Annotated in this window: 17 protein-coding genes; 11 read left to right on the forward strand and 6 right to left on the reverse strand. The window is 64.1% G+C overall.

Features of this window, described 5'->3' with window-relative positions; translation table 11 throughout:
• Positions 1-83 precede the first annotated feature (83 nt).
• Entirely contained in the window at positions 84-1,538 is a 1,455-nt protein-coding gene (locus EJA05_RS20520) for a TrkH family potassium uptake protein (protein WP_110991943.1), read from the forward strand.
• On the opposite strand, the gene EJA05_RS20525 is transcribed toward EJA05_RS20520, so the two are convergent.
• A complete protein-coding gene (locus EJA05_RS20525; RefSeq protein WP_125859570.1) occupies positions 1,495-2,541 on the reverse strand; it encodes an AraC family transcriptional regulator in 1,047 nt (348 codons plus the stop codon). The genes EJA05_RS20520 and EJA05_RS20525 overlap by 44 nt on opposite strands.
• A gap of 154 nt (positions 2,542-2,695) precedes the next feature.
• On the opposite strand from EJA05_RS20525, the gene EJA05_RS20530 reads away from it, so the two are divergent.
• Positions 2,696-3,007, forward strand: coding sequence for a DUF962 domain-containing protein (locus EJA05_RS20530; protein WP_125465053.1), 312 nt, complete (start codon positions 2,696-2,698; stop codon positions 3,005-3,007).
• Positions 3,008-3,111: 104 nt separating this feature from the next.
• The gene (locus EJA05_RS20535; protein WP_125859571.1) at positions 3,112-3,696 is read left to right on the forward strand and encodes an HD domain-containing protein; all 585 of its coding nucleotides are present in this window, start codon (positions 3,112-3,114) and stop codon (positions 3,694-3,696) included.
• Positions 3,697-3,817: 121 nt separating this feature from the next.
• Here EJA05_RS20535 and EJA05_RS20540 read toward each other — a convergent pair whose 3' ends face one another.
• The gene (locus tag EJA05_RS20540) at positions 3,818-4,633 is read right to left on the reverse strand and encodes a UDP-2,3-diacylglucosamine diphosphatase (RefSeq protein ID WP_125859572.1); all 816 of its coding nucleotides are present in this window, start codon (positions 4,631-4,633) and stop codon (positions 3,818-3,820) included.
• Positions 4,634-4,757: 124 nt separating this feature from the next.
• On the opposite strand from EJA05_RS20540, the gene EJA05_RS20545 reads away from it, so the two are divergent.
• A complete protein-coding gene (locus tag EJA05_RS20545) occupies positions 4,758-5,525 on the forward strand; it encodes a helix-turn-helix transcriptional regulator (protein ID WP_125859573.1) in 768 nt (255 codons plus the stop codon).
• 135 nt (positions 5,526-5,660) lie between these two features.
• Positions 5,661-6,551: a DMT family transporter gene (locus EJA05_RS20550; protein WP_125465057.1), complete on the forward strand. Its 891-nt coding sequence runs from the start codon at positions 5,661-5,663 to the stop codon at positions 6,549-6,551.
• On the opposite strand, the gene EJA05_RS20555 is transcribed toward EJA05_RS20550, so the two are convergent.
• Positions 6,552-6,833, reverse strand: a complete 282-nt coding sequence (locus EJA05_RS20555; RefSeq protein ID WP_125859574.1) for a SelT/SelW/SelH family protein — start codon at positions 6,831-6,833, stop codon at positions 6,552-6,554. It lies immediately after the preceding gene.
• A gap of 66 nt (positions 6,834-6,899) precedes the next feature.
• Here EJA05_RS20555 and EJA05_RS20560 point away from each other — a divergent pair, with 66 nt between their 5' ends.
• Positions 6,900-9,086: a patatin-like phospholipase family protein gene (locus tag EJA05_RS20560; RefSeq protein ID WP_125859575.1), complete on the forward strand. Its 2,187-nt coding sequence runs from the start codon at positions 6,900-6,902 to the stop codon at positions 9,084-9,086.
• Between the two features lie 101 nt (positions 9,087-9,187).
• Here the strand turns inward: EJA05_RS20560 and EJA05_RS20565 are convergent, their stop codons facing one another.
• Together EJA05_RS20565 and recQ are read right to left on the reverse strand one after the other, a co-directional pair.
• The gene (locus tag EJA05_RS20565) at positions 9,188-9,625 is read right to left on the reverse strand and encodes a MarR family transcriptional regulator (protein ID WP_125465059.1); all 438 of its coding nucleotides are present in this window, start codon (positions 9,623-9,625) and stop codon (positions 9,188-9,190) included.
• 138 nt (positions 9,626-9,763) lie between these two features.
• A complete protein-coding gene (recQ, locus tag EJA05_RS20570; RefSeq protein ID WP_125859576.1) occupies positions 9,764-11,911 on the reverse strand; it encodes a DNA helicase RecQ in 2,148 nt (715 codons plus the stop codon).
• Between the two features lie 243 nt (positions 11,912-12,154).
• On the opposite strand from recQ, the gene EJA05_RS20575 reads away from it, so the two are divergent.
• Together EJA05_RS20575 and EJA05_RS20580 are read left to right on the forward strand one after the other, a co-directional pair.
• Positions 12,155-12,742: a YecA/YgfB family protein gene (locus EJA05_RS20575; RefSeq protein ID WP_125859577.1), complete on the forward strand. Its 588-nt coding sequence runs from the start codon at positions 12,155-12,157 to the stop codon at positions 12,740-12,742.
• An 8-nt stretch (positions 12,743-12,750) separates the two neighbouring features.
• Positions 12,751-13,116, forward strand: a complete 366-nt coding sequence (locus EJA05_RS20580; protein WP_125859578.1) for a YbaN family protein — start codon at positions 12,751-12,753, stop codon at positions 13,114-13,116.
• A gap of 53 nt (positions 13,117-13,169) precedes the next feature.
• Here the strand turns inward: EJA05_RS20580 and EJA05_RS20585 are convergent, their stop codons facing one another.
• Positions 13,170-20,285 carry a retention module-containing protein gene (locus EJA05_RS20585; RefSeq protein WP_125859579.1) on the reverse strand — a complete coding sequence of 2,372 codons (7,116 nt, stop codon included), beginning with the start codon at positions 20,283-20,285 and terminating at the stop codon, positions 13,170-13,172.
• A gap of 485 nt (positions 20,286-20,770) precedes the next feature.
• Between EJA05_RS20585 and EJA05_RS20590 the strand changes: the two genes are divergently transcribed.
• The 3 genes from EJA05_RS20590 to EJA05_RS20600 all read left to right on the forward strand — a co-directional run bounded on the left by EJA05_RS20590 (position 20,771) and on the right by EJA05_RS20600 (position 25,820).
• Positions 20,771-22,144 carry a TolC family outer membrane protein gene (locus EJA05_RS20590; protein WP_125859580.1) on the forward strand — a complete coding sequence of 458 codons (1,374 nt, stop codon included), beginning with the start codon at positions 20,771-20,773 and terminating at the stop codon, positions 22,142-22,144.
• A gap of 60 nt (positions 22,145-22,204) precedes the next feature.
• The gene (locus EJA05_RS20595; protein ID WP_125861375.1) at positions 22,205-24,340 is read left to right on the forward strand and encodes a type I secretion system permease/ATPase; all 2,136 of its coding nucleotides are present in this window, start codon (positions 22,205-22,207) and stop codon (positions 24,338-24,340) included.
• Positions 24,341-24,464: 124 nt separating this feature from the next.
• Positions 24,465-25,820, forward strand: coding sequence for an HlyD family type I secretion periplasmic adaptor subunit (locus EJA05_RS20600; protein ID WP_125859581.1), 1,356 nt, complete (start codon positions 24,465-24,467; stop codon positions 25,818-25,820).
• Positions 25,821-25,921: the final 101 nt, after the last annotated feature.

Below are 25,921 nucleotides of genomic sequence, written 5' to 3' on the forward strand. Positions count from 1 at the left end.
CGCCCCGTTCGCACTTGAAGCTTGCAGCTTGCAACTTGCGGCTTAAAATGGCGCCCTTTCCGTTGCGAGTCAGGGCAGATCACATGGCGTTGCCGACCTTAAGGATCATTGGTTTCATCATCGGCATCTTCCTGATCACCCTGGCGGTGAGCATGGTGGTGCCCATGGCGACCCTGGTGGTCTTCGAACGCACCGGCGACATGCCATCGTTCCTCTGGTCGAGCCTGATCACCTTCGTCGCCGGCCTCGGCCTGGTGGTGCCCGGCCGCCCCGAACACGTGCACCTGCGCCCGCGCGACATGTACCTGCTGACCGTCAGCAGTTGGCTGGTGGTGTGCGTGTTTGCCGCCCTGCCGTTCCTGCTCACCCAGCACATCAGCTACACCGATGCCTTCTTCGAGAGCATGTCGGGCATTACCGCCACCGGCGCCACGGTGCTCAGCGGGCTGGACAGCATGTCACCCGGCATCCTGATGTGGCGCTCGATGCTGCACTGGCTGGGTGGCATCGGCTTCATCGGCATGGCGGTGGCGATCCTGCCGCTGCTGCGCATCGGTGGCATGCGCCTGTTCCAGACCGAGTCGTCCGACCGTTCGGAGAAGGTCATGCCGCGCTCGCACATGGTCGCCAAGTCGATCGTCGGGGTCTACGTCGGCATCACGGTGTTCGGCAGCCTGGCGTTCTGGTGGGCGGGCATGGGCCTGTTCGATGCGATCAACCACGCCATGTCGGCGATCTCCACCGGCGGGTTCTCCACTTCCGACCAGTCGCTGGCCAAATGGGACATCCCGGCGGTGCACTGGGTCGCGGTGGTGGTGATGATCCTCGGCAGCGTGCCGTTCACCCTCTACGTGGCCACCCTGCGCGGCCACCGCAAGGCGCTGATCAAGGACCAGCAGGTCCAGGGCCTGCTCGGCATGCTGGTGGCCACCTGGCTGGTGCTGGGCACCTGGTACTGGGCCACCACCGACCTGCACTGGCTCGATGCCCTGCGCCACGTGGCGCTGAACGTCACCTCGGTGGTCACCACTACCGGTTTCGCCCTGGGCGACTACAGCCTGTGGGGCAACTTCTCGCTGATGCTGTTCTTCTATCTGGGTTTCGTCGGGGGCTGCTCGGGCTCGACTGCCGGCGGCATCAAGATCTTCCGTTTCCAGGTGGCCTATATCCTGCTCAAGGCCAACCTCAACCAGCTGATCCACCCGCGCGCGGTGATCAAGCAGAAGTACAACGGCCACCGTCTCGACGAAGAGATCGTGCGTTCGATCCTGACTTTCTCGTTCTTCTTCGCCATCACCATCTGCATCATCGCCCTGCTGCTGTCGCTGCTGGGCGTCGACTGGATGACCGCGCTGACCGGCGCCGCAGGCACCGTCTCGGGGGTCGGGCCGGGCCTGGGCGAGGTGATCGGCCCGGCCGGCAACTACGCCACCTTGCCGGATGCCGCCAAGTGGATCCTGGCCGGCGGCATGTTGCTGGGCCGGCTGGAGATCATCACGGTGCTGGTGTTGTGCATGCCAGCGTTCTGGCGTCACTGAGGGTCAAGCGCGCGCGGTACTCGCTGGGGGTGGCATCAAACCAGCGGCGGAACGCCCGGTAGAAATTGCTCGGGTCGGCAAACCCCAGCAGGTAGGCGGTTTCCAGCAAGGTGGTACCCGGCTGGGCGAGGTACTGCTCGGCCAGTTCCCGGCGGGTGTCGTCGAGCAGGGTCTGGAAGCTGGTGCCCTCGTCCTGCAGGCGCCGCTGCAGGGTGCGCTGCGACAGGTGCAGGGCCTGGGCCACGGTGTCACGCTTGGGCTCGCCTTGCGGCAGGATGCGGCACAGCACCTGGCGCACCCGATGGGTGACCCGGCTCTCCGAGAACCGCGCCAGGTACTCGCCGGCAAAACGATCATGCAGTATGGCCATGGCTTCGTTGGCGGTGGGCAATGGCGCCTCCATGTCAGCGCGCTCGAACAGCAGCGCATCATGGGCCGCGCCAAATACCAGTGGTGCGTGGAACGCCACCTTGTACGGCTCGATATTCTTCGGCTGCGGGCCCTGGATCAGCACCCGCCGCAGCTGGATCGGCCGCCCGCTGAGCCAGCTCGACAGCGCCAGGGCGCACGCCAGCGAGGCTTCCGCGCTGTGCCGGGTGGGCGGCAGATGGTCGCCATGCACCGTCAGGATCAGCGAATAGCCTTCCGGCCCGAGGCAAAAGCTCAGGTCCGAGCTTTCGGCAATAATCCGCTGGTAACGCACCAGGCGCTCGAAACCTTCGGCCAGGGTGCGGCTGGACATCAGCGCATAACCGACCACATGAAACGAAGCCGGGCGCACCACCCGGGCCATGTTCAGGCCGATGGCTTCATTGCCGGACAGCTCGACCGCCAGTTGCCACAGCCGGGTCATGGCGTCCTGGGGGAAACGCGCATCGGGGTCTTCGAGGGCGGCAAAATCCAGTCCCAGTTGCCTGAACATGGCCGGGCAGTCGAGCCCCTCCAGCTCAAGCGCCTTGACGATCCCTGATGCCCAGCTGGCTGAAGTGGTTCTCTCACTCATGACAGGCTTCTTGTGCTGACCGCTCCTGCGGTGAATCGAAAGGATACTCAATTGGCGCCAATTGTCACTGGCCAGCGCATCAGCTGACTCTAGACTCGATTCAGGCTCCACGCCGTGTATCCTGTCTTCAAACAGCAGCTTCGGGAGCACAGCCATGACCAGCACAGCGCAGTTCCGCAGTTTTGCCGAGTTCTATCCCTATTACCTGGGCGAGCACAGCAACCCCACCTGCCGCCGCCTGCACTTCGTCGGTACCAGCCTGGTGATCGCCCTGCTCGCCTACACCCTCGCCAGCGGCAAGTGGCTGCTGCTGCTCGCCGTGCCTCTGGCCGGCTACGGTTTCGCCTGGGCCGGCCACTTCTTCTTCGAGAAGAATCGCCCGGCCACCTTCACCCACCCCTGGTACAGCCTGATCGGCGACTTCGCCATGTTTCGCGACATTCTGCTGGGCCGGCTCAGCCTCTGAATAACGGCCCGCAAGGCCAGGTTCACGTCCCCGCCGGCCACTGCCAGGCCCGCCGACATGCCCAACACTGTTGGCATGTCCCCGCCTCGAGTAGCCCAAAGGCAATGAACCAGCAAGCCAGTTTCAACCACATGCGCGATGGCACCGCCCAGGACTGGGCGATCATCGCCGATGACTTTCGCGCCTATGCCCGCCAACTGCCGCGCCGCATCCTGGCGCACCTGCGCTTGCTCGACGGTGACTTCGGCGGTTTCCCCATCGACCGCCTCAGCCATTCGCTGCAGACCGCCAGCCGCGCCTGGCGTGACGGGCGCGACGAGGAGTACGTGGTCTGCGCGCTGCTGCACGACATTGGCGACACCCTGGGCAGCTACAACCACCCGGACATCGCCGCGGCGATCCTCAAGCCCTTCGTCAGCCCCGAGAACCTGTGGATGGTGGAACACCACGGGATCTTCCAGGGCTACTACTTCTTCCACCACCTGGGCATGGACCGACACTTGCGCGAGCAATTCAGCGCACACCCGCAGTACCAGCAGACCATCGATTTCTGTGCACGCTACGATGCCGCCGCGTTCGACCCCGACTATGAAAGCCTGCCGTTGTCGTTCTTCGAGGCGATGCTTGAGCGGGTATTCGCCCAGCCGAGGCAATCCATCTACAAAGCGGCCTTGCAGGAATCTGCCTGAGTCATAGGCCGCAAGTCCCTACCTCATCGCCGGCAAGCCGGCTCCCACAGGAATGCGTATGGCTTGAGGCGCGCGCGATCGAAGTGGGAGCTGGCTTGCCAGCGATGAAGCCAGCACGGATTCACGCCGGTTCGCCAAGCTCCGCCAACCGCTGCGCCACCTCGCGCGCCTGGGCATCGGCGAAGCGGTACAGCTCGATCTGCCCGTCCCAATGCTCGATCAGCGCCGTGCACGACTCCACCCAGTCACCGCAGTTGAGGTATTCCACCTCGCCAACCCGGCGTATTTCGGCATGGTGTATATGCCCGCAGACCACGCCCTGGAAGCCTCGCCGGGTGCATTCGTGGGCAATCGCATCCTCGAAATCGCTGATGAAGCTGACCGCACCCTTGACCTTGTGCTTGAGGTAGGCAGACAGCGACCAGTAACCGTAGCCATAGCGGGCGCGCCAGTGGTTGAGCCAGCGGTTGAGCACCAGGGTGAATTCGTAGGCGCGGTCGCCCAGGAACGCCAGCCAGCGGTGATAACGGGTGATCACGTCGAACTGGTCGCCATGGATCACCAGCAGGCGACGGCCATCGGCGGTGAGGTGTTCGGCTTCGTCCACCAGCTGGATATTGCCGAGGATCAGTTTGGAATAGCGGCGCAGGAACTCGTCATGGTTGCCGGTGACGTAGATGACTTCGGTACCGCGCTTGCTCATGGTCAACAGGCGGCGAATGACGTTGGTGTGCGCCTGGGGCCAATAGATGCCGCCGCGCAGCTTCCAGCCATCGATGATGTCGCCGACCAGGTAGATGCGGCCGGCCTGATACCCCTTGAGAAAGTGCGACAGGTGTTCGGCCTGGCAATCCCGAGTGCCCAGGTGCACGTCGGAGATCCACAGGGTACGGACACGCTGCTTGCGTGACGGGCGGACGGTTTCGGCATGGGTCATGGGCAGGCTCCGGCACTGTTTGCTGGAGACTGGCAGGCACAGGTGACAGGTTGGTGGCAGGCCGATGACGACTGATCGCGCCTTGCCGGGTGTACACTCTTTCCCTGCCCTACGAGGACCCACCATGACCACCGGCCCGCTGCTTTCGCTGCGCCACTACCGTGACGAGTTGATCGCCCACAGCCACGAGCACCCGCAACTGGTGTTCGGCCTGCGCGGGCGGCTGGACTTCGAGGTGCAGGGCCAGGGTGCGCGGGTCGATCGCCAGGCCTTGATGGTGGTGCCTGCCGGTGCCCACCATACCTGCGGCAGCACCGCCGGCAGTCACTGCCTGGTGCTGGATGTGCCGGGCGAGCATTGGCTCGGCGAACAGCTGGGGGCGCATGCCGATGCCAGCCGCCGCCTGCTCGACCGCCCCGGCGCGCTGGGCCTGGACAACCGCCAGCAGCAGTTGGTGGACTGGCTGGCGACCAGCCCGATGGACGACCCATTGATCGCCCGCCAGGGTGCGGTGCTGTTGCTGGCCAGCCTCAACCCGCAGGCGGCGGCACCGATAGTCGCCAGCAGCCGCCTGCCCTACGCAGCCTTCGACGCCCATATCCAACAGCATGCCGCCTACCCACTGCAGGTCGCTGACCTGGCGCGGCTGGCCGGGCTGTCCAGCGCTCGACTGCATGCGCGTTTCACTGCGGAATGCGGCATCACGCCGATGGACTACATTCGCCAGCGGCGGCTGCTAATGGCCCGGCAGTTGTTGCGCGAGTCCCTGCTGCCAGTGGGCGAGATCGCCGCGCGGGTGGGATACGAGTCGCAGAGTGCCTTCAGTGCGGCGGTGCTGCGGGCATTTGGCTGCACACCTTCGGCGTTGCGGCGAGAGCCCGGCGATAACTGACGCGAGGCTGGCGACAGACACCGGCGAACCGGCCTTTTACACTGAGCACCGGTACCAGCCCTATCGCGGAACCGTGGGAGCGGGCTTGCCCCGCGATAGGGCCGGTAATATCGCGCAAACAACCCAAGGACCACCATGAACCACCGCACCGCCCTCGGCGCCCTGCACATCGGCGCGCTGTTCTTTGGCCTGACCGGCGTGTTCGGCAAACTGGCCGCCAGTGCCAGCCCGTCGATCATCGTCTTCGGCCGCGCCGCCTTCGCCGTGCTCGCCCTGGGCCTGTTCGCCAGCCTGGCGCGTCAGGCCTGGCAGCCTTTGGGCGGGCGCGACCTGCGCCGCCTGCTGTTGGGCGGGGTATTGCTGGCAGGGCACTGGGTGAGCTTCTTCGTCGCGGTCAAGGTCGCGGGCGTGGCCATTGCCACCTTGGGCTTTGCCAGCTTCCCGGCCTTCACCGTCATCCTTGAAGGCCTGTTGTTCCGTGAGCGTATCCGTCGCAACGAGGCCGTGCTGGTGGTGCTGGTGAGCATCGGCCTGGTGCTGGTCACCCCGGCTTTCGACCTGGCCAGCGAGGCCACCGGTGGGCTGCTCTGGGCGCTGCTTTCGGGGCTGCTGTTCTCGCTGCTGTCACTGACCAACCGCGCAGGTTCCGGGCGCCTGCCGGCGGTGCAGGCGGCGCTGTGGCAGAACCTGGTAGTCAGCCTGTGCCTGCTGCCCTTCGCCGCCCCGGGGCTGGCCAGCGTAGCGCCCATGGACTGGCTGTGGATCGCCCTGCTGGGGGTGTTCTGCACCGGCGTCGCCCACAGCCTGTTCGTCGCCAGCCTGGCCGTGATCAAGGCCCGCACCGCGGCGGTGGTGTTCGGCATGGAGCCGGTCTACGGCATCGCCGTGGCCTGGGTGGTGTTCGCCGAAACCCCCACTCTGCGCATGCTCGCCGGCGGCGCGCTGATCATCTTCGCCATCGTGCTGTCCAGCCGCATGGCCGCCGAGCAGCCGGTGAAACCGCGCGCCGTGGTGGAGAGCGCCTGATCAGCGATCGTTGTGGCCCAGGTCGCGCTCGGGGTCGATCAGGTCGCGCAGCCGCTGCTTGAGCACCTTGGCTTCGGGGAAGCCGCCATCAGCCTTGCGCTCCCACAGTTGCACGCCGTCGCAAGTGATGCAGAACACGCCACCGGTACCTGGCGCCAACGCCACCTGGCCAAGCTCGTCGGCGAAGGTGCTGAGCAGTTCCTGGGCCAGCCAGGCGGCACGCAGCAGCCATTGGCATTGGGTGCAGTAGGTAATGACGATCTGCGGTTTGCTGTCGGCCATGTCGGGCATCTCCAGAGGAAGGGCCGCTTATACTAGCGGTCTTTACCGCTGCTTTTGAGACTCACGATGCGCCGCCTGCTGTTATGCCTTTTGCTGACGCTCACCTCCCTCACCCTGTTTGCCGCCGAGCCTGCCAGGCCGAAGGTCGGCCTGGTGCTGTCGGGCGGCGCCGCCCGCGGCCTGGCGCACATCGGTGTGCTCAAGGCCCTGGAGGAACAAGGCGTGCGCATCGACGCCATCGCCGGCACCAGCATGGGCGCGGTGGTCGGCGGGCTGTATGCCTCGGGCTACAGCGTCGAGGAGCTGGAAAAACTGGCGACCACCCTGGACTGGCAGCAGGCGTTGTCCGATGCCCCGCCGCGCGAGGACATCCCGTTCCGCCGCAAGCAGGATGACCGCGACTTCCTGGTCAAGCAGAAGCTGAGCTTTCGCGACGATGGCAGCCTGGGCCTGCCGCTGGGGGTGATCCAGGGCCAGAACCTCTCGCTGCTGCTGGAGAGCAAGCTGGCGCACACCGCCGACATCCGCGACTTCGACAAGCTGCCGATTCCCTTTCGCGCCGTGGCCACCGACATCACCACGGGTGAAAAAGTGGTGTTCCGCCGCGGCCACCTGCCCCAGGTGGTCCGCGCCAGCATGTCGATCCCGGCGGTGTTCGCCCCGGTGGAACTGGACGGCCGGCTGCTGGTGGACGGCGGCATGACCGACAACATCCCGCTGGATGTGGTGCGCGAGATGGGCGTCGACATCGCCATCGTGGTCGACATCGGCACCCCGCTGCGCAACCGCAAGCAGCTGGCCACGGTGGTCGACGTGCTCAACCAGTCGATCACCCTGATGACCCGGCGCAACTCCGAGGAACAATTGGCCAGCCTGGCCCGCGACGACATCCTGGTGCAGCCGCCGCTGGCCAGCTTCGGCGTCACCGACTTCGGCCGCGCCAGCGACATGATCGACGCCGGCTACCGCGCCACTCGCGCCCTGGACCCGCGGCTGGCGGCGCTGCGCCAGGCCGACGGTGATGCCGGCCTGGCGGTGGCCCGGTCACCTGGCCAGCGCACCCCGGTGATCACTGCGATCAAGGTGGAAAACGACTCCAAGGTCAGCGACGACGTGATTCGTTACTACATCCGCCAGCCGATCGGCGAGCCGCTGCAACTCGATCGCCTGCAGACCGACATGGGCACCCTGTACGGCCTGGATTATTTCGACCAGGTGCAATACCGCGTGGTGCACAAAGGCGAGGCCAACACCCTGGTGATCAAGGCCCGCGGGCGGCGCGGCGGCACCGACTACCTGCGCCTGGGCCTGAACCTGTCCGACGACCTGCGCGGCGATAGCGCCTTCAACCTGGGGGCCAGCTACCGGGTCAACGGCATCAACCGCCTGGGCGCCGAATGGCTCACCCGTGCCCAGATCGGCGACCAACAGGAGCTGTACAGCGAGTTCTACCAGCCGCTGGACGTTGGCTCACGCTACTTCATCGCCCCTTATCTGGACCTCGGCTCACAGAACGTCGAGGCCACGCTGGACAACGACCCGGTGGCCGAATACCGCCTGGAGCGCTACGGCTTTGGCCTGAACGTCGGGCGGCAGATCAGCACCTACGGCGAAGTGCGCCTGGGCGTGGGCAAGGCCTGGGGCCAGGCCGAGGTGCGCATCGGCGACCAGAGCCTGCCTAAGGTCAGCTTCAACGAGGGCTTCTACGAGCTCAAGTACTCGTACGATACCTTCGACAATGTCTACTTCCCCCATGGCGGCGAGCAGATCGGCCTGACTGCGCGCAAGTACGACCAGTCGCTGGATTCGGACCAGAACTACCGGCAGTGGTTGTTCAACCTGGACAAGGCTTTCAGCAGCGGGCCGAATACCCTGGTGCTGGGTGGGCGCTACGGGCGCACGCTGGATGAGGCCGAAGTGGTGACATCGAGCTTCGTGTTCGGCGGCGCCCGGCAGCTGTCGGGCTTCCGCCAGGACTCGATCTCCGGGCAGAACATGAGCCTGCTGCGCATGGTCTATTACCGCCGCCTGACACCGCGCGCCTACCTGCCGCTGGACTTCCCGCTGTACATCGGAGGGTCGCTGGAGCGGGGCCGGGCGTGGAACAACGACAATGAATTCGACAGTGGCTACATCAATGCCGCGAGCATCTTCCTTGGGCTGGAGACGCCGCTGGGCCCGCTTAACCTGAGCTATGGGGCCAACGATGCGAATGAGCAGGCGGTGTACCTGAATCTGGGGCACACCTTCTAAGTTGCAAGCGGCAAGTGTAAAGCTGCAAGAAAAAAGCGGATCGCGTCAGTACGCAGATCCGCTTTCACTTGTGGCTTGCCGCTTGCCACTTGCCGCTGCTGTCAAGATTTCTCGAGATTGCCGAGGATCTTCGCATGCACCCGCATGCACACTTCCAGGTCGGCTTCATCAACGCCGCTGAACAGCTCGACGCGCAAAGCATTGGCGATGGTCTCGATCTGCTCGATCAGCGGTTTGGCCGGTGGGCACAGCACAATCTTCTTCGCCCGACGATCTTCCACTACCGCCTGACGCCGCACCAGGCCCTGGGTTTCCAGGCTGTCGAGCAGGCGGGCCAGGGTCGGGCCTTCAACCCCGACGCTCTGGGCCAGCTCACGCTGGGTTGGCGCATCGTCAAAGCGCGCCAGGTGCAACAGCACCAACCAGCGCGCCTGGGAAAGATTGAGCCCGGCGAGGCGGCGGTCCAGTTCGGCACGCCAACCCCGGGACATCTGGGCCAGCTGCATGCCGAAGCGGTGTTGGTTGTCGGTCAGGGGCATAAGCAACTCAATGAATAGAACTAATTATTAGTCAGCTAACCATGCCCCAGCCCATGAGGCAAGGTTCAGCGCTTGGGAAACATCGGATAATCCTGTAATCGCCTGACAAAGGTCAGCAAATGGCACAAATGCCAGCGATCACAGTTCGAACTCCGATGCCAGCGCCGCCCGTACGCAATACAACACGCCTTCGGGGACGCGCGCGCCGAACAGCGGCGCGACAGCCGAAACCGGCGGCAGCTCACCCTCGCCATCGAGGAAGGCATCCTGCACCTCCATCATCAGCTCTTCGGGCAGGTCGAGCGCCTGCTCCAGGCTCAGCTCCTGACGGCCAATGGCTTCTGCCAACAGGCTGTAGACGTTCTTCTCGCTGCAGTTGAGCTGGCCGGCGATCTGCGCCGGGGTCATGCCGGCGCGGGCCAGGCTGACCAGCTCGTGGCGCAGGTCGAGTACCACTTTCGGCGCCTCTTCGGTGCCGCCGGCGCCATTGAGCACTTCGAGGAAGGCCTGGCCGTAGCGCTCCAGCTTGCGTGCGCCGACGCCGCTGACCTGGGCCATGTCGCTGAGGCTGGTGGGCATGCTGCGCAGCATTTCCAGCAGCGTCGAGTCGGGGAAGATGACGTAGGGCGGCACGCTGTGCTCTTCGGCCAGTTTGCGCCGTAGGGCGCGCAGCGCCTCCCACAGCTCGCGCTCCTCGGCCCGCACCAACTGGCTGGCCGGGCTGCCACCGCTGCTGCCGGACGACTTGGCCACGGTCTGCGGCTTGAGGTCGCGGCGCAGTTGCAGGTTGACCTCGCCACGCAGCAGCGGGCGGCAGCTGTCGGACAGGCGCAGGCCGCCATAGCCTTCGAGGTCGATATCCACTAAACCGCGTGCCACCAACTGGCGGAACAACGAGCGCCATTCGGCCTCGGCCAACGCCTTGCCGACGCCGTATACCGAGAGTTTTTCGTGGCCGAAGTTGCGTACCTTTTCGTTGTCCTTGCCCAGCAGCACGTCGACCAGGTGGCCGACGCCGTAACGCTGGCCGGTGCGGAACACCGCCGACAGGGCCTGCCGGGCAGGCTCGGTGGCGTCCCAGGTCTGTATCTGGTCTACGCAGTTGTCGCAGTGTCCACAAGGCTGCTCCAGCACTTCGTCAAAGTAGGCCAGCAGCGACTGGCGGCGGCAGCGGGTCTCTTCGCACAGCGCCAGCATGGCGTCGAGCTTGTGCTGCTCGATGCGCTTGTGGCGCTCGTCGCCTTCGGAGTTCTGCAGCATCTGCTTGAGCATCACCATGTCCTGCAGGCCGTAGGCCATCCAGGCGTCCGACGGCAGGCCATCACGGCCGGCGCGGCCGGTTTCCTGGTAGTAGGCCTCGAGCGACTTGGGCAGGTCGAGGTGGGCGACGAAGCGCACGTTGGGCTTGTCGATGCCCATGCCGAAGGCGATGGTGGCGACCATGATCAGCCCTTCCTCGTTGAGGAAGCGGTGCTGGTTGGCGGCGCGGGTTTCGGCTGCCAGGCCTGCGTGATAGGGCAGCGCCGGGAAGCCTTGTTCGCAGAGGAAGGCTGCAGTTTCGTCGACTTTCTTGCGTGACAGGCAGTAGACGATGCCGGCGTTGCCACGGCGCTCGGCGAGGAAGGCCATCAGCTGCTTGCGCGGCGCTTCCTTGGGCACGATGCGGTAGAAGATGTTCGGCCGGTCGAAGCTCGACAGGAAGCGCTCGGCGCCCTGCAGGTGCAGGCGCTGGACGATTTCCTCGCGGGTGCGCATATCGGCGGTGGCGGTGAGGGCAATGCGCGGCACATGGGGGAACAGCTCGGCGAGCTGGCCCAGTTGCAGGTATTCGGGGCGGAAGTCGTGGCCCCATTGCGATACGCAGTGGGCCTCATCGATGGCGAACAGCGAGATGTCGAGGTCACGCAGAAAATCCAGCATGCGCGGCTGTACCAGGCGCTCGGGCGCCAGATACAGCATCTTCACCTCGCCGCGGCGCAGGCGCCCTGCCAGTTCGCGCTGCTGCTCGGCACTGAGGGAGGAATTGAGCGCCGCGGCGGCCACCCCCAGTTCGTCAAGGGTAGCGACCTGGTCGGCCATCAACGCGATCAATGGCGACACCACTACCGTCAGGCCCGGGCGCAGCAGCCCCGGCACCTGGAAGCACAGCGACTTGCCGCCGCCGGTGGGCATCAGCACCAGGGCATCGCCGCCGTTGGCCACGCATTCGATGATCGCGGCCTGGCGCCCACGGAAACTGTCGTAACCGAAGACATCCTTGAGGACGCGCTGAGCCTGTTCGAGCATTTGCCACTCCAAAATCGCCGTACCATCCTGGACACAGGCTGGACGATAAATCCGCCAGGCACCGTACAAATGCGTAAGCGGTTTTTGCCGGATCGCCGCACAGGCCACCCAACACGAAAAGTGGCGGAGTATACCCGACTGGCTCAGCCCACGGCAGGCTGCGGTGACAGACGTTCCCTTTGCCCCGTGAACGCCGCAAGGTGCTAGAATTCGTTATCGTTTATTCCCCAAGGTAGCCCTGTAATGTCCTTCGCCGAGCAACTGACCCGCCTGCAAGCCTTCCTCGATGCCGATGAGCTGCACGAAGAAGCGCTGGACTACGTCGCCGCACACGGCTACCTGACCGCACTGTCGATCTGCTCGGAAGAGGTTCCCGAGCGCGAATGGATCGACGCGCTGTTCGCTGAAGAGCCCCATTACACCAGCGATGCCCAACGCACCGAGATCGAAGCGACGCTGGTAGCCCTCAAGGGCCACATCGCTCGCCAGTTGGCCAGCGAAGAGGAATTCGACCTGCCGTGCGACCTCGACCTGACCGACGAGCCGGACGACTCGGACCTGCGCGGCTGGTGCATCGGTTTCATGGAGGGCGTGTTCCTGCGTGAAGAGGCCTGGTTCGACAACTCCGAGGATGAAGTCAGCGAAATGCTCCTGCCGATCATGGTCGGTTCGGGCCTGTTCGACGAGCAGCCAGAGTTCGCCGACATCGCCAGCGATGCCAACCTGCAGGACGACATGATCGTGCAGATTCCCGAAGCGCTGAGCGCGCTGTTCCTGCTGCAGCACGCACCGGACGAAAAACCTGCCGTACTCAAACCACGCCGCCACTGATCGGCGTGGTGCGCTACCTGCTGCTGGCCGTCGGCTGGCTCAGCGTCGCGCTGGGGGTGCTGGGGATCTTCCTGCCGGTCCTGCCCACCACCCCTTTCCTGCTGCTCGCGGCGGCCTGTTTTGCCCGTAGCTCGCCGCGCTTTCACACTTGGTTGGTGAACCACCCGAAACTCGGGCCGTGGATTCGCGACTACCTCAGCGGCGAGGGCATCCCGCTCAAAGGCAAGGTGTATGCGATCGGCCTGATGTGGGCGAGCATCGGCTTGTCGTGCTACCTGGTGCCGTTGTTCTGGGCTCGGGCGTTCATGCTGACCAGCGCGGTGCTGGTCAGTGCCTGGATTCTCAAGCAGAAAACATTGCGCCGCCAAGGCTGACACCTTCACTGGGCAAGTCGCTGCGACTTGCCCAGTGAGGGTGTCAAGGCCATCTACACCGTATCCACCTTCAACGAATGGTCATTGAGCATGCCGTTGATGATGGTCGCCGTATCATGACCGGCCGCGATCAGCCCACCGGCACCTGCCGTGACCCCGTAATGCTGGGCCAGGTCGACCCCGGCCAGCTCGATGGTCTGGGTCGGCGCCGCCCCCGCGACGCTGCTCACCTCGATGGTCGACACCACGTTGCTGCCCGTGCCGCTGACCTTGAAGTGCAGGTAGTCATCCAGCGAGGCGCTGGTGGCGTTCTCGCCCTGCAGCAACTGGGACAGATCGAGGCGATCGGAGCCCGGGGTGAAATCGGTCACGGTGTCATGCCCGCTATCGCCCTTCTGCCAGACGAAGGTGTCGTTGCCACTGCCGCCGGTCAGGGTGTCATCACCCGGGCCGCCAATGAGCGTGTCGTTGCCGCCACCGCCCTTGAGCACATCATTGCCAGCGCCACCGTTGAGCACGTTGTCGCCGCCATTGCCGATCAAGGTATCGTTGTAATCTGAGCCGATCAGGTTCTCGATGCTGGTCAGGGTATCCACGCCGGCGCCCCCGGTGTTCTGCGCACCGACGTTGCCCAGATCGACCACCACCCCGGCAGCGGCCTTGGCAAAGCTGACCGTGTCGATGCCCTGCCCGCCGTCGAGCAAGTCATTGCCGGGCCCTGCGATCAGTAAGTCATTGCCGTCGCCGCCATACAGGCTGTCATTGCCGGCCCCGGCCACCAGCACGTCATTGCCGGCCCCGCCGTTAAGCGTATTGTCGCCAGCCCCGGCGAGCAGCACATCGTCCCCTCCCGTGCCCTCGAGAACATGACCTGCCTGATAAGTGATATCGACGTTGCCGGTCGCCGTGCCGCCATGGTTGTCGCTGACGCTGTAGGTGTCATGGACCACGGGGTTACTGGCGTTGCTGTAGTCCACCAGCAGGCTCAGCTTGTAGTTCTCGGCAGCCTTGCTGCTACCCAGGGCGTTCTCGGTGTTGACCAGGTGAATGCTGTACACCCCGTCATGGCTGGCCGTGAAACTCTTGCCATCGGCAATCGGCTGGTAGCTGCCAGTGGCGTCCTTCCACTCCATCAACAGGTTGCCGGCCGGGCGGTCGTGATCGAGGGTGAGGGTTTCGCCCTTGCGCAGGGTGACGGTGAAGGTGTCCTCGTCGTTGGCGTTGCTGTTGCTGATCAGCCCGAGGTAGCCCGCCACCACCAGTGCCGCGGTCATGCTGCCCGACTGGCTGGTGAACTCGCTGCGTGCCAGAGTGCGGAACTGGTTTTCGGCACGGTCCTTGGTGCCGTCCATGTAGACGGTCTGCGCCTGGACGCCCGGGGTGAAGCCTGCGCCTTTGTCGGCGAAGCCGGTGTTGAAGGTGATCGGCGCCGCGCTCAGCCGATCGTGGTCCGCATCGCTGTCGTTGGCCAGCAGCGCTTCGGCCGGCACGCTGACGCTGGTACCGCTGATATTGGTGATGATGTGGTCTGCACCGGCGATCGGTGCATGGTTGCCGTTGATGTTCACCGTCAGGGTGGCAGTGCTGGTATCACCGTCGTTGTCGCTGGCCGTGAAGGTGAATTTCTCCACCTGGCCGCCGTTGTCCTTGGGTGGTGTGTAGGTGAATTCACCGTTGTCCATGTTCACCAGCAGGGTGCCGCCCAGGCTGGTCTTGATGGTGAGGCTGTTGCTGAGAGTATCGAACGACGCCTTGTCCACCCCGCCACTGACCGTGTAACCGCCCTGCCCGCCGTTGGCTTTCGGGTCGAAGCCATAGGTGGTGCCGTCCACCATCAGGGCTTTGATGAAGCCACCATCGGCACCGAAGTCGCCGCCACTCATCAGGCTGCCGGTGATCGGTGCGCCCTGCACCATGCCCGAGAGCACCGCGCCGAGCTGGTTGAGGTCGGTAACCACCACCGACTGGGTATCGACATGGCTGCTGCCATCGTAGGCCAGCGGGTCGAGATTGCCCTCGTTGACGCCATTGCCCATACCGATGGCGTAAGACTTGACGCCATTCTGGTCGAGGAACGTCTCCCACGTGGTTTCACGGGTGGAGGTCATGCCGTGGCCCGAGCTCGGCTCACCGTCGGAGAAGAAGTAACTGACATTCTGTGCACCATCGAGCTTGCCGCTGGTGGCGAACGCCTGCTGGGCCTTGGTGGCTGCCGAGTCGTAGTAGGTCGCGCCGTCGGCGTGGAGCCCGGCGATCAGGTTCTTGGCCTCGCCGATCGATACCCACGTCTGCGCTTGCTGGGTGGCGCCGCTGGAGAAGGTGACAATCTGCACCTTGATGTCGCCCATCGCGTCGTACTTGTCCAATAGCGTGTTGATCGCTTGCTTGGCCAGGTCCAGCCGGCTCAGGCCATTCACGCCGGAGTCCCAGGCCATGCTGCCGGAGACATCGATCACCAGCAGGATATTGGAGTCCACCTGGCCGGGGGTGATGCTGCGCACTGCGCACTCGGCCTTGGGCACGTCGTCGACGATGTTGATGGCAATGGTGTTGGTGACACTGTTGCCATGGGCGTCGGTGGCCTTGTAAGTGAAGTGCTCCACCACCGTGTTGGCACCATCGTTGGCACCGCCCGGGGTTTTCGGTGCAGAGGTCAGGGTGTAGGTGTAGGAACCGTCAGCCTTGAGCAGTAACTGCCCGTACTGCCCTGCCGGATTGCCCTCCAGGCTGTAGGTCAAGGCACCGGAGCCGCCGGTGACCGACCCGACCAGGCTGCCGGACGCCGTCTCGCCGGTCGACCCTGGGTCGCTGCCCACGACGCTGCCGGCCGCGAGGTCATTGCCATCCTTATGCAGGTCCAGGGCTTTTTCATACACAGTGACGTCGTTGTCCTCGGACGCCGTCAGTTTGCTGTCCAGCACCTTGACCGAGATGGTCGTGGTGCTCTCGTCACCGTCGGCATCACGGATGGTGTAGACGAAGGTGTCCGTCGCCCAAGGCGGCAGATCCTGGTTGGGGTTGGCGTGGTAGGTGGCGTTGCCCTGGGCATCCAGGGTCAGGTAGCCGTACAGCCCGTTGATAGGGTCGCCCACATGGCCGCTGGCCGAGGTGGAGGTGTCATTGCCGGCGCGTACACCCACCACGTACTGGCCGTCGCCGCGTACATCGGCGCCGAACACATCGTTGGCCAATACGTTGCCGCTGATGCTGTCGCCCTCGCTGACATGGGCGAAATCGCAATGGGCCTTGGGCACGTCGTCGACGATGCTGATCACAATGGTGCTGGTGGTGGTGTTGCCCAGCGAATCCTTCACCTGGTAAGTGAAGCTGTCGGTGATCACGTTAGGACCGTCGTTGACATGGTTCGGCGAGTTAGGCGCCGAGGTCAGGGTGTAGGTGTAGCTACCATCGGCGTTCAACAGGATCTGGCCGTATTGGCCAGCAGCATTGCCGACCAAGGTGAAGGTCAATGCGCCCACACCACCGGTGACCGCATCGGTCAGCGAACCGGATGCTGTTTCGCCACTGGAATGCGGGTCGCTCCCCTCTACGTTGCCACCGGCCAGGTCATTGCCGTCCTTGGTCAGGTCCAGGGCTTTCTCGTAGACCGTCACTTCACTGTCGGTGCCGGCGACCAGTTTGCTGTCCAGCACCTTGACCGAGATGGTCGTGGTGCTCTCGTCACCGTCGGCATCACGGATGGTGTAGACGAAGGTGTCCGTCGCCCATGGCGGCAGGTCCTGGTTGGGATTGGCGTGGTAAGTGGCATTGCCCTGGGCATCCAGGGTCAGGTAGCCATATTGGCCGTAGATCGGGTCGCCTAAATTACCGTGCGCGGAACTCGACGTATCGTCGCCTGCACGCACTCCGACCACATACTGGCCGTCGCCGCGTACATCGGCGCCTTTGACGTCATTGTCCAGCACGTTGCCGCTGATGCTGTCGCCCTCGCTGACATGGGCGAAATCGCAATGGGCCTTGGGCACGTCGTCGACGATGCTGATCACGATGGTACTGGTGGTCGTGTTACCCACCGAGTCCTTCACCTGATAGGTGAAGCTGTCGGTGATCACGTTAGGACCGTCGTTGACATGGTTCGGCGAGTTGGGCGCCGAGGTCAGGGTATAGGTGTAGCTACCATCGGCGTTCAGCAGGATCTGGCCGTATTGGCCAGCAGCATTGCCGACCAAGGTGAAGGTCAATGCGCCCACACCACCGGTGACCGCATCGGTCAGCGAACCGGATGCTGTTTCGCCACTGGAATGCGGGTCGCTCCCCTCTACGTTGCCACCGGCCAGGTCATTGCCGTCCTTGGTCAGGTCCAGGGCTTTCTCGTAGACCGTCACTTCACTGTCGGTGCCGGCGATCAGTTTGCTGTCCAGCACCTTGACCGAGATGGTCGTGGTGCTCTCGTCGCCGTCGGCATCACGGATGGTGTAGACGAAGGTGTCCGTCGCCCATGGCGGCAGATCCTGGTTGGGGTTGGCGTGGTAGGTGGCGTTGCCCTGGGCATCCAGGGTCAGGTAGCCGTACAGCCCGTTGATAGGGTCGCCCACATGGCCGCTGGCCGAGGTGGAGGTGTCGTTGCCGGCGCGTACACCCACCACGTACTGGCCGTCGCCGCGTACATCGGCGCCGAACACATCGTTGGCCAATACGTTGCCGCTGATGCTGTCGCCCTCGCTGACATGGGCGAAGTCGGCCTGAGCCTTGGGCACGTCGTCGACGATGCTGACCACGATGGTACTGGTGGTCGTGTTACCCACCGAGTCCTTCACCTGATAGGTGAAGCTTTCGGTGATCACGTTCGGGCCATCGTTGACGTGGTTCGGCGAGTTGGGCGCCGAGGTCAGGGTATAGGTGTAGCTACCATCGGCGTTCAGCAGGATCTGGCCGTATTGGCCAGCGGCATTGCCGACCAGGGTGAAAGTCAATGCACCCACACCACCGGTGACCGCATTGGCCAGCGAACCGGATGCTGTTTCGCCACTGGAATGCGGATCGCTCCCCACTACGTTGCCACCGGCCAGGTCATTGCCGTCCTTGGTCAGGTCCAGGGCTTTCTCGTAGACCGTCACTTCACTGTCGGTGCCGGCGATCAGCTTGCTGTCCAGCACCTTCACCGAAATGGTCGTGGTGCTCTCGTCACCGTCGGCATCACGGATGGTGTAGACGAAGGTGTCCGTCGCCCACGGCGGCAGGTCCTGGTTGGGGTTGGCGTGGTAGGTGGCGTTGCCCTGGGCATCCAGGGTCAGGTAGCCATATTGGCCGTAGATCGGGTCGCCTAAATGACCATGCGCGGAACTCGACGTATCGTCGCCTGCTCGTACCCCCACCACATACTGGCCGTCGCCGCGTACATCGGCGCCTTTGACGTCGTTGTTCAGCACGTTGCCGCTGAAGCTGTCACCCTCGGTGATTTGGGCGAAGTCGGCATTGGCCTTGGGCACGTCGTCGACGATGCTGATCACGATGGTACTGGTGGTCGTGTTACCCACCGAGTCCTTCACCTGATAGGTGAAGCTTTCAGTGATCACGTTCGGGCCATCATTGACGTGGTTTGGCGAGTTCGGCGCCGAGGTCAGGGTATAGGTGTAGCTGCCATCGGCGTTCAGCAGGATCTGGCCGTATTGGCCAGCTGCATTGCCGACCAGGGTGAAGGTCAACGCACCGACACCACCGGTGACCGCATTGGCCAGCGAACCGGATGCTGTTTCGCCACTGGAATGCGGGTCGCTCCCCTCTACGTTGCCACCGGCCAGGTCATTGCCGTCCTTGGTCAGGTCCAGGGCTTTCTCGTAGACCGTCACTTCACTATCAGTGCCGGCGATCAGCTTGCTGTCCAGTACTTTGACCGAGATGGTCGTGGTGCTCTCGTCACCATCGGCATCACGGATGGTGTAGACGAAGGTGTCCGTCGCCCACGGCGGCAAGTCCTGGTTGGGGTTGGCGTGGTAGGTGGCGTTGCCCTGGGCATCCAGGGTCAGGTAGCCATATTGGCCGTAGATCGGGTCGCCTAAATGACCATGCGCGGAACTCGACGTATCGTCGCCTGCTCGTACCCCCACCACATACTGGCCGTCGCCGCGTACATCGGCGCCTTTGACGTCGTTGTTCAGCACGTTGCCGCTGAAGCTGTCACCCTCGGTGATTTGGGCGAAGTCGGCATTGGCCTTGGGCACGTCGTCGACGATGTTCACATCAAGGCTGCCGCTGGCATGGCTGCCGTTGCTGTCGGTGACACTGACCGGGAAATGTTCCATCAGGCTGTTGGTGCCATCGCCATTGGGATGGCTTTCGTTGCTCTGCAGCGTGTAGCTGTAGCTGACCACGCCCGTGGCCGGGTTGTAGCCGGTGATGGTGAGGATATTGCCAAGGCCGGTGACGATGGACTGCCCCACACCGGTCACCACACCGGCGGTAACCACGTTGATGCCGCCGACACTGAGGTTGTATACCCCATCCGGCGCCACCACGTTGAAACTGCCGCTCTGCGTCAGTGCCGCCGGGTTGTCCGCGCTGCCCTGGGGCAGGTTGGCTTCATTCACGGTCAGCTCACCGGGCTGGACCTCCAGGCCATTGAGGGTGACCGGGTGATCCGGCGGATTGACTGGCGGTGGTGGCGCAAGCGGATTCAATGCCCCACTGTCGTTGCCGTCGATGTCCCGCTCGCCCAGGTAACGGTTGGCCAGCTCGGGGATACCGTTGAAACCTGCCGTGGGGAAACCGATGGTAGGGGCGACGCGCCCTGCCACCTCGGACAACATGACGAAACTGTGCCCGCCACCCAACGCGCCTGCCACGCCGCCGGGGTTACCACCCGCCGCAGTGGGCTCGGCGTCCTCGGTAGGGTCGGCGCCCGCAGCGATGGCCTTTTGCAAGCGCTCGACATCACTGAGTTGCGCCTCGCTCGGTTGCAGGTCGGGGGTATGCACATGGGGTGCGTGATTGGCCAGCAACTCCGGGGTCATCTGCAGGCTGCTGTCGCGGCCCAGTGTGAGTTCGGCACCGTTCTGCAGGCGCACTGCCACGGCACTGGCATCCCCCGTTTCGAGCTGCTCACCGGCAAACAGGCGGTCGCCTTCCACCAGCAACCGCCGGTGGCCGTCGTCCCCAACCGCGAAAACCTGGCCAACCACCTTGCTGACCACGCCGACTAATCTGGCCATGAATGCACGCCTCCCCTGCCGATGGGCTTTTCGCAGATCAAGGCATGCCGGGTAAATCGTGCAACGTTCCGTATGGGCTGTTTGCCGGACCGTCACTGTCACATACGTGGGAATCACCCTCCATGTGACTACTGCTGCGATAGCGGTGATAGGCAATGGCCATTAGTAAATGCCAATTTATTGTCGCCAAATTCCGCTTTCGCCGTCCTCCCCGTACTGCTTATCCGCAAAAAATCTAGAACTTTCTGCAAAGCCCGAAAACTGCCTATCCCAGCCAGTTCGCCGAGCCACCTGAATAAAACAATGTCGTGGTTTCTTTAGACCGCATAAGTTTTTTTTCGCATATACCTTATGAGAAATTCTTCTTAGTTCGCGCGTTAAATGTTCTTAGCTCTGTTGTTACAAACCTGAAACGGTTTGATTCTAATATTTCGTCATTTTATTGACGATCGCAGGACTTTTTAGAGACCAGGGAGAAGTACCCCATGCGCACATTAACCCCCCTCACCAGTGCGATTGTATTGGCTATGGCGTGTGCCAATACGCAGGCGATGTCCATCACCGAGGCCGTGCAGAGTGCCGTGGACCAGCATCCCCAGATCAGCGCCAGCCGCAACAGCCGGCTGTCGGCCGACGAGGATGTGAAGTTCGCCCGCGGGGGTTACTACCCAACCGTCGACCTGGTGGGCGGCTATGGCCGCCAGCGCTCGGACAACACCAACACCCGCGGCTTCAACCCGGACGGTACGCGCAACCACAACAAGGAAACCCTCAACTACACCCAGTCCGAACTGCGCCTGCGGCAGATGCTGTTCGACGGCTTCAACACCGCCAACGAGGTCGGCCGCACCGAAGCGGTGGCCAACTCCCGCGCCTACTACACCCAGGCCACCGCCGAGACCGTGGCGTTGCGCGCCATCGAGGTCTACCTCGAAGTGCTCAAGCGCCGCGAACTGGTGACCCTGGCCAAGAACAACCTGCAGGCCCACCTGCGGGTCAATGACCAGATCGGCCTGCGCAGCGAGCGTGGCGTGGGCAGCAACGCCGACCTCGATCAGTCCAGCGCCCGTCGCGCCTTGGCCGAGAACAACCTGGACACCGCCGAAGTCGATCTGGCAGACGCCGAAACCAACTTCTACAGCGTGGTCGGGCGCGTGCCCGACGAGCTGGAAACGCCGGTCACGATCAAGGGCGAAGTGCCAGGCACCCTGCAGGATGCCCGCCAGGGCATGCTCGAGAACAACCCCTACCTCAAGTCGGCACAGGCGGACATCAAGTCCGCCGAGCAACAGTACGAAGTGGCCAAGTCACCCTTCTATCCGCGCCTGGACGCTGTATTGGCCACCGGCGCCAACAACAACATCGCCGGCCAGAAGGGCCACGACAACAACGACTGGCAGGCTGGCGTCGAGCTCAGCTACAACCTCTTCCGCGGGGGCAGTGACAAGGCCCGCCTGCAGTCCGACGCCCACAAGATCAACCAGGCCATGGACATCCGCAACAACGCACTGCGCGAGCTCAACGAAAACCTCGGCCTGGCCTGGAACGCCATGAACAACGCGCGCAAGCAGACCCCCACCGCACGTGAGTACGCCGAAACCACCCAGCGCGTGCGCGCCGCCTACCAGGACCAATTCGGCCTCGGCCAACGCACCCTGCTCGATCTGCTCGACAGCGAAAACGAGCTGTACAACGCCAACCGCCGCTACACCGAGGTGCGTTACACCGAGGAGTTCTCGATGTACCGGGTACTGGCGACCATGGGTGAGCTGCTGGGCAAACAACGCATCTCGCTGCCGCCGGAGGCCATCGCCAAGAGCGAAGTGCGTAACGAGGCCAGGCTGCCCGACATGCGCTAGGCCTCAAAAAACAGGGATCTTTTGCGTCCACCGCGGCAGGAGTAGGCCATCGTGACCAGCATGCAAAGCACCCAACCGCGCCTGGATGTGGATGATCCGTTGCTCGATGGCTTGCTGATCCTGTGCAAACTGCATGGCTGCCCCGCCAGCCGCGCCAGCCTGTGCAGCGGCCTGCCGCTGGCCGAGCAACGCCTGGGGTTGGCGCTGCTGCCGCGCGCTGCCGCCCGTGCCGGGTTACAGGCGCGGGTGCTGCAGCGCTCGCTGGACGCCATCTCGCCGCTCAACCTGCCCGTGCTGTTGATCCTCAACGATGGCCGCAGCGCCGTGCTGCAACGTTGGGCGGATGACGGCCGGGCGTTGCTGCTGCCGTGCGAGGCCGAAGGCGGTGAACAATGGGTCGAGCGCGAAGCACTGGCCGAGGCCTACAGCGGCCAGGCCCTGTTCGCCCGCCCCCGCCACACCCTGGAAGACGTACGCGCGCCGCTGATTCCGAGGGTCAACGCCTGGTTCCGCGACACCTTGCGCCATTCCCGCTGGCTGTACGGCGACGCACTGCTGGCGAGCCTGCTGATCAACCTGCTGGGGCTGATGGTGCCGCTGTTCGTCATGCAGACCTACGACCGCGTGGTCCCCAACCAGGCGCTGTCGACCTTGTGGGTACTGGTCGCCGGCCTGTTCATCGGCACCGCCTTCGAGCTGGTGCTGCGCATGGTCCGTGCCCACCTGCTGGACCAGGCCGGCAAGAAGACCGACCTGATCCTGTCCGCGACCTTGTTCGAACGCATCACCGGCATGAGCATGAAAGCCCGCCCAGCCACCATCGGTGGTTTTGCCCAGAGCATCCACGATTTCCAGGGCCTGCGCGAATTCCTCACCGCCGTGACGCTGACCAGCATCATCGACCTGCCCTTCGTCGCGCTGATGCTGGTAGTGATCGGCCTGCTTGGCGGCTGGCTGGTACTGATCCCGCTGATCGCCTTCCCGGTGGCCATGGCCCTGGCGCTGTTCATCCAGGCGCGCCTGCGCGACACCGTGCAAAAGAGCCTGAGCCTTGGCGCCGTGCGCCAGGCCCTGTTGATCGAAACCCTCGGCGGCCTGGAAACACTCAAGGCCTGCGGCGCCGAAAGCGAGCGCCAGTACCAGTGGGAGCACACCAACGGCGCCATCACTCGCCTCGACGCCCACGCCCGCAACCTGTCGTCCCTGGCCACCAACGGTACGCTGTTCATCCAGCAGTTCTGCGGCATGGCCACCATAGTCGCCGGCGTCTACAGCATCATCGCTGGCAACCTCAGCGTAGGCGCCCTGGTTGCCAGCTACATGCTGGGCAGTCGCGTGCTTGCCCCGCTGGGCCAGATTGCCGGGTTGATCACCCGCTACCAGCAGGCGCAGTTGACCATGCAAAGCACCGATGCGCTGATGAGCCTGCCGCAGGAGCGCCAGGCGGACCGCCTGGCACTCGAACACACCACACTGCACGGCGGCGTGAGCATCAGCCACGTCACCTTCCGCTACCCAGGCCAGGCTGCCCCTGCCCTCAACGACGTGAGCTTCACCCTCAAAGCGGGCGAGCGCATCGGCGTCATTGGCCGCAGCGGTTCGGGCAAGAGCACCCTGGCGCGGCTGCTGATGGGCTTCCATCACCCCGACGAGGGCCAGGTACTGCTGGACAACCTCGACCTGCGCCAACTGGACATTGCCGACCTGCGCAACCAGATCGGCTACGTCGCCCATGATCTGCCGCTGCTGGCCGGCAGCCTGCGCGACAACCTCACCCTCGGTGCGCGGCATGTCAGCGATGCACGCATGCTCGAAGTGGCCGAGCTGACCGGCGTCAGTGACCTCGCCCGGCAGCACCCGCAAGGTTTCGAGCGCCCGGTGGGCGAGCGCGGCCAACTGCTCTCCGGCGGCCAGCGCCAGGCCGTGCTGCTGGCCCGGGCACTGTTGCTGGAACCACCGATCCTGATCCTCGACGAACCCACCAGCCACATGGACAACAGCAGTGAGGAACAACTGCGCCAGCGCCTGGCGAACTGGGTACCGGGCAAGACTCTGCTATTGGTCACGCACCGCACCTCGATGCTCAGCCTGGTGGACCGGCTGCTGGTGCTGGACAACGGCAAGATCGTCGCCGACGGGCCGAAAGATGCGGTGATCGATGCACTGCGCAAGGGTCGTATCGGTTCGGCTTTGTAGGTCTGCAAGTGCAGCACCCTCTCTGTGGGAGCGGGTTCACCCGCGAAAGCGCCAGCAGGGCCACTGCCGCATTCGCGGGTAAACCCGCTCCCACAGGCTCTCCACTCTCCATCGGAGGCAGCAGATGTCCATTTTCCACAGCGTACGCAGCTACCTCCAAGGCACCGAAAAGCACGCTGAACGCGATTACCTGCCAGAGCTAGCCGGCGCCACCCTGCAGGATTCACCCAGCCTGTCGCGCCTGACCGTGTGGCTGGCCGCCATCCTGCTGCTGGTGGCCCTGGTCTGGGCCAACTTCGCCGTGCTCGACGAAGTCACGGTCGGCGAAGGCAAGGCCATCCCGTCGAGCAAGGTGCAGGTAGTGCAGAACCTCGAAGGCGGCATCGTCACCGAGCTCTTCGTGCGCGAAGGCCAGATGGTCGACAAGGGCGCCACCCTGCTGCGCCTGGACGACACCCGGTTCAAGTCGAACAAGGGCGAAAGCGAAGCCGACCGCTACGCCCTCACCGCCCAGGTCGAGCGCTTGTCGGCCGAAGCTGAAGGCCGCCCTTTCGTGCTGTCGCAGGACGTCCGCGACAAAGCCCCGCAAGTAGCCGAGGACGAAGCGGCCTTGTACGACTCACGTCAGCGCCGCCTGGCCAGCGAGAAGCAGACCCTCAACGAACAACTGCGGCAGAAGACCCAGGAGCTCGCCGAATTCCGCTCCAAGGTCGACCAATACCGCTCGGCGCTGGGCCTGCTGCAACAGGAACTGGACATGTCGGCGCCGCTGGTCAGCAAGGGCGCCATCTCGCCGGTGGAAATCCTGCGCCTCAAGCAGCGCACCGTCGAAGCCCGCGGCCAGCTCAATGCCACCAGCCTGGCGATCCCCCGCGCCGAAGCTGCCGTGGCCGAGATCCGCAGCAAGATCCAGGAGTCCGACGCTACCTTCCGCTCCGAGGCGGCCAAGGAGCTCAACGACAAACGCACCGAGCTTTCGAAGATCACAGCCACCAGCATCGCCATCGACGACCGGGTCAACCGCACCACCGTGGTGTCGCCGGTGCACGGCATCGTCAAGCTGCTCAAGGTCAACACCATCGGCGGCGTGGTACAGCCCGGCAGCGATCTGGTGGAGATCGTGCCGATCGAGGACAACCTGCTGATCGAGGCCAAGGTAAGGCCACAGGATGTGGCGTTCCTGCACCCGGGGCAGACGGCGATGGTCAAGTTCAGTGCCTATGACTACACCATCTACGGCGGGCTCAAGGCCAAGCTGGAGCTGATCGGTGCGGACACCGTCACCGATGACAAGGGCAACGCGTTCTACCTGATCCAGGTACGCACCGACAAGAACCACCTGGGTGGGGATAACAAGCCGTTGCTGATCATCCCGGGAATGGTGGCCACGGTGGATATCATCACCGGGCAGAAGAGTGTGCTGGACTACCTGTTGAAGCCGGTGTTGAAGGCACGGACCGAAGCGTTGCGCGAACGCTGATCGAAATGCGCGACCTGCATGGGTATGGGATCAGCCGATAAGCCCTCGGGTGGCCCCGTGTGGTTCCAAGGGATTTCAAACACGCGCCAAGGTCGATGCGG

It is taken from the genome of Pseudomonas oryziphila (assembly GCF_003940825.1).
Classification (GTDB): domain Bacteria; phylum Pseudomonadota; class Gammaproteobacteria; order Pseudomonadales; family Pseudomonadaceae; genus Aquipseudomonas; species Aquipseudomonas sichuanensis.

Excerpts from the sequence above, each read along its gene's own strand:
- EJA05_RS20550 (WP_125465057.1), top strand. The coding sequence starts at position 5,661 with ATGAACCACCGCACCGCCCTCGGCGCCCTGCACATCGGCGCGCTGTTC.
- EJA05_RS20595 (WP_125861375.1), top strand. The coding sequence starts at position 22,205 with ATGCAAAGCACCCAACCGCGCCTGGATGTGGATGATCCGTTGCTCGAT.
- EJA05_RS20585 (WP_125859579.1), bottom strand. The coding sequence starts at position 20,285 with ATGGCCAGATTAGTCGGCGTGGTCAGCAAGGTGGTTGGCCAGGTTTTC.
- EJA05_RS20590 (WP_125859580.1), top strand. The coding sequence starts at position 20,771 with ATGCGCACATTAACCCCCCTCACCAGTGCGATTGTATTGGCTATGGCG.
- EJA05_RS20540 (WP_125859572.1), bottom strand. The coding sequence starts at position 4,633 with ATGACCCATGCCGAAACCGTCCGCCCGTCACGCAAGCAGCGTGTCCGT.
- EJA05_RS20560 (WP_125859575.1), top strand. The coding sequence starts at position 6,900 with ATGCGCCGCCTGCTGTTATGCCTTTTGCTGACGCTCACCTCCCTCACC.
- EJA05_RS20555 (WP_125859574.1), bottom strand. The coding sequence starts at position 6,833 with ATGGCCGACAGCAAACCGCAGATCGTCATTACCTACTGCACCCAATGC.
- EJA05_RS20575 (WP_125859577.1), top strand. The coding sequence starts at position 12,155 with ATGTCCTTCGCCGAGCAACTGACCCGCCTGCAAGCCTTCCTCGATGCC.
- EJA05_RS20525 (WP_125859570.1), bottom strand. The coding sequence starts at position 2,541 with ATGAGTGAGAGAACCACTTCAGCCAGCTGGGCATCAGGGATCGTCAAG.
- EJA05_RS20565 (WP_125465059.1), bottom strand. The coding sequence starts at position 9,625 with ATGCCCCTGACCGACAACCAACACCGCTTCGGCATGCAGCTGGCCCAG.
- EJA05_RS20545 (WP_125859573.1), top strand. The coding sequence starts at position 4,758 with ATGACCACCGGCCCGCTGCTTTCGCTGCGCCACTACCGTGACGAGTTG.
- EJA05_RS20530 (WP_125465053.1), top strand. The coding sequence starts at position 2,696 with ATGACCAGCACAGCGCAGTTCCGCAGTTTTGCCGAGTTCTATCCCTAT.
- EJA05_RS20600 (WP_125859581.1), top strand. The coding sequence starts at position 24,465 with ATGTCCATTTTCCACAGCGTACGCAGCTACCTCCAAGGCACCGAAAAG.
- EJA05_RS20520 (WP_110991943.1), top strand. The coding sequence starts at position 84 with ATGGCGTTGCCGACCTTAAGGATCATTGGTTTCATCATCGGCATCTTC.
- recQ (WP_125859576.1), bottom strand. The coding sequence starts at position 11,911 with ATGCTCGAACAGGCTCAGCGCGTCCTCAAGGATGTCTTCGGTTACGAC.
- EJA05_RS20535 (WP_125859571.1), top strand. The coding sequence starts at position 3,112 with ATGAACCAGCAAGCCAGTTTCAACCACATGCGCGATGGCACCGCCCAG.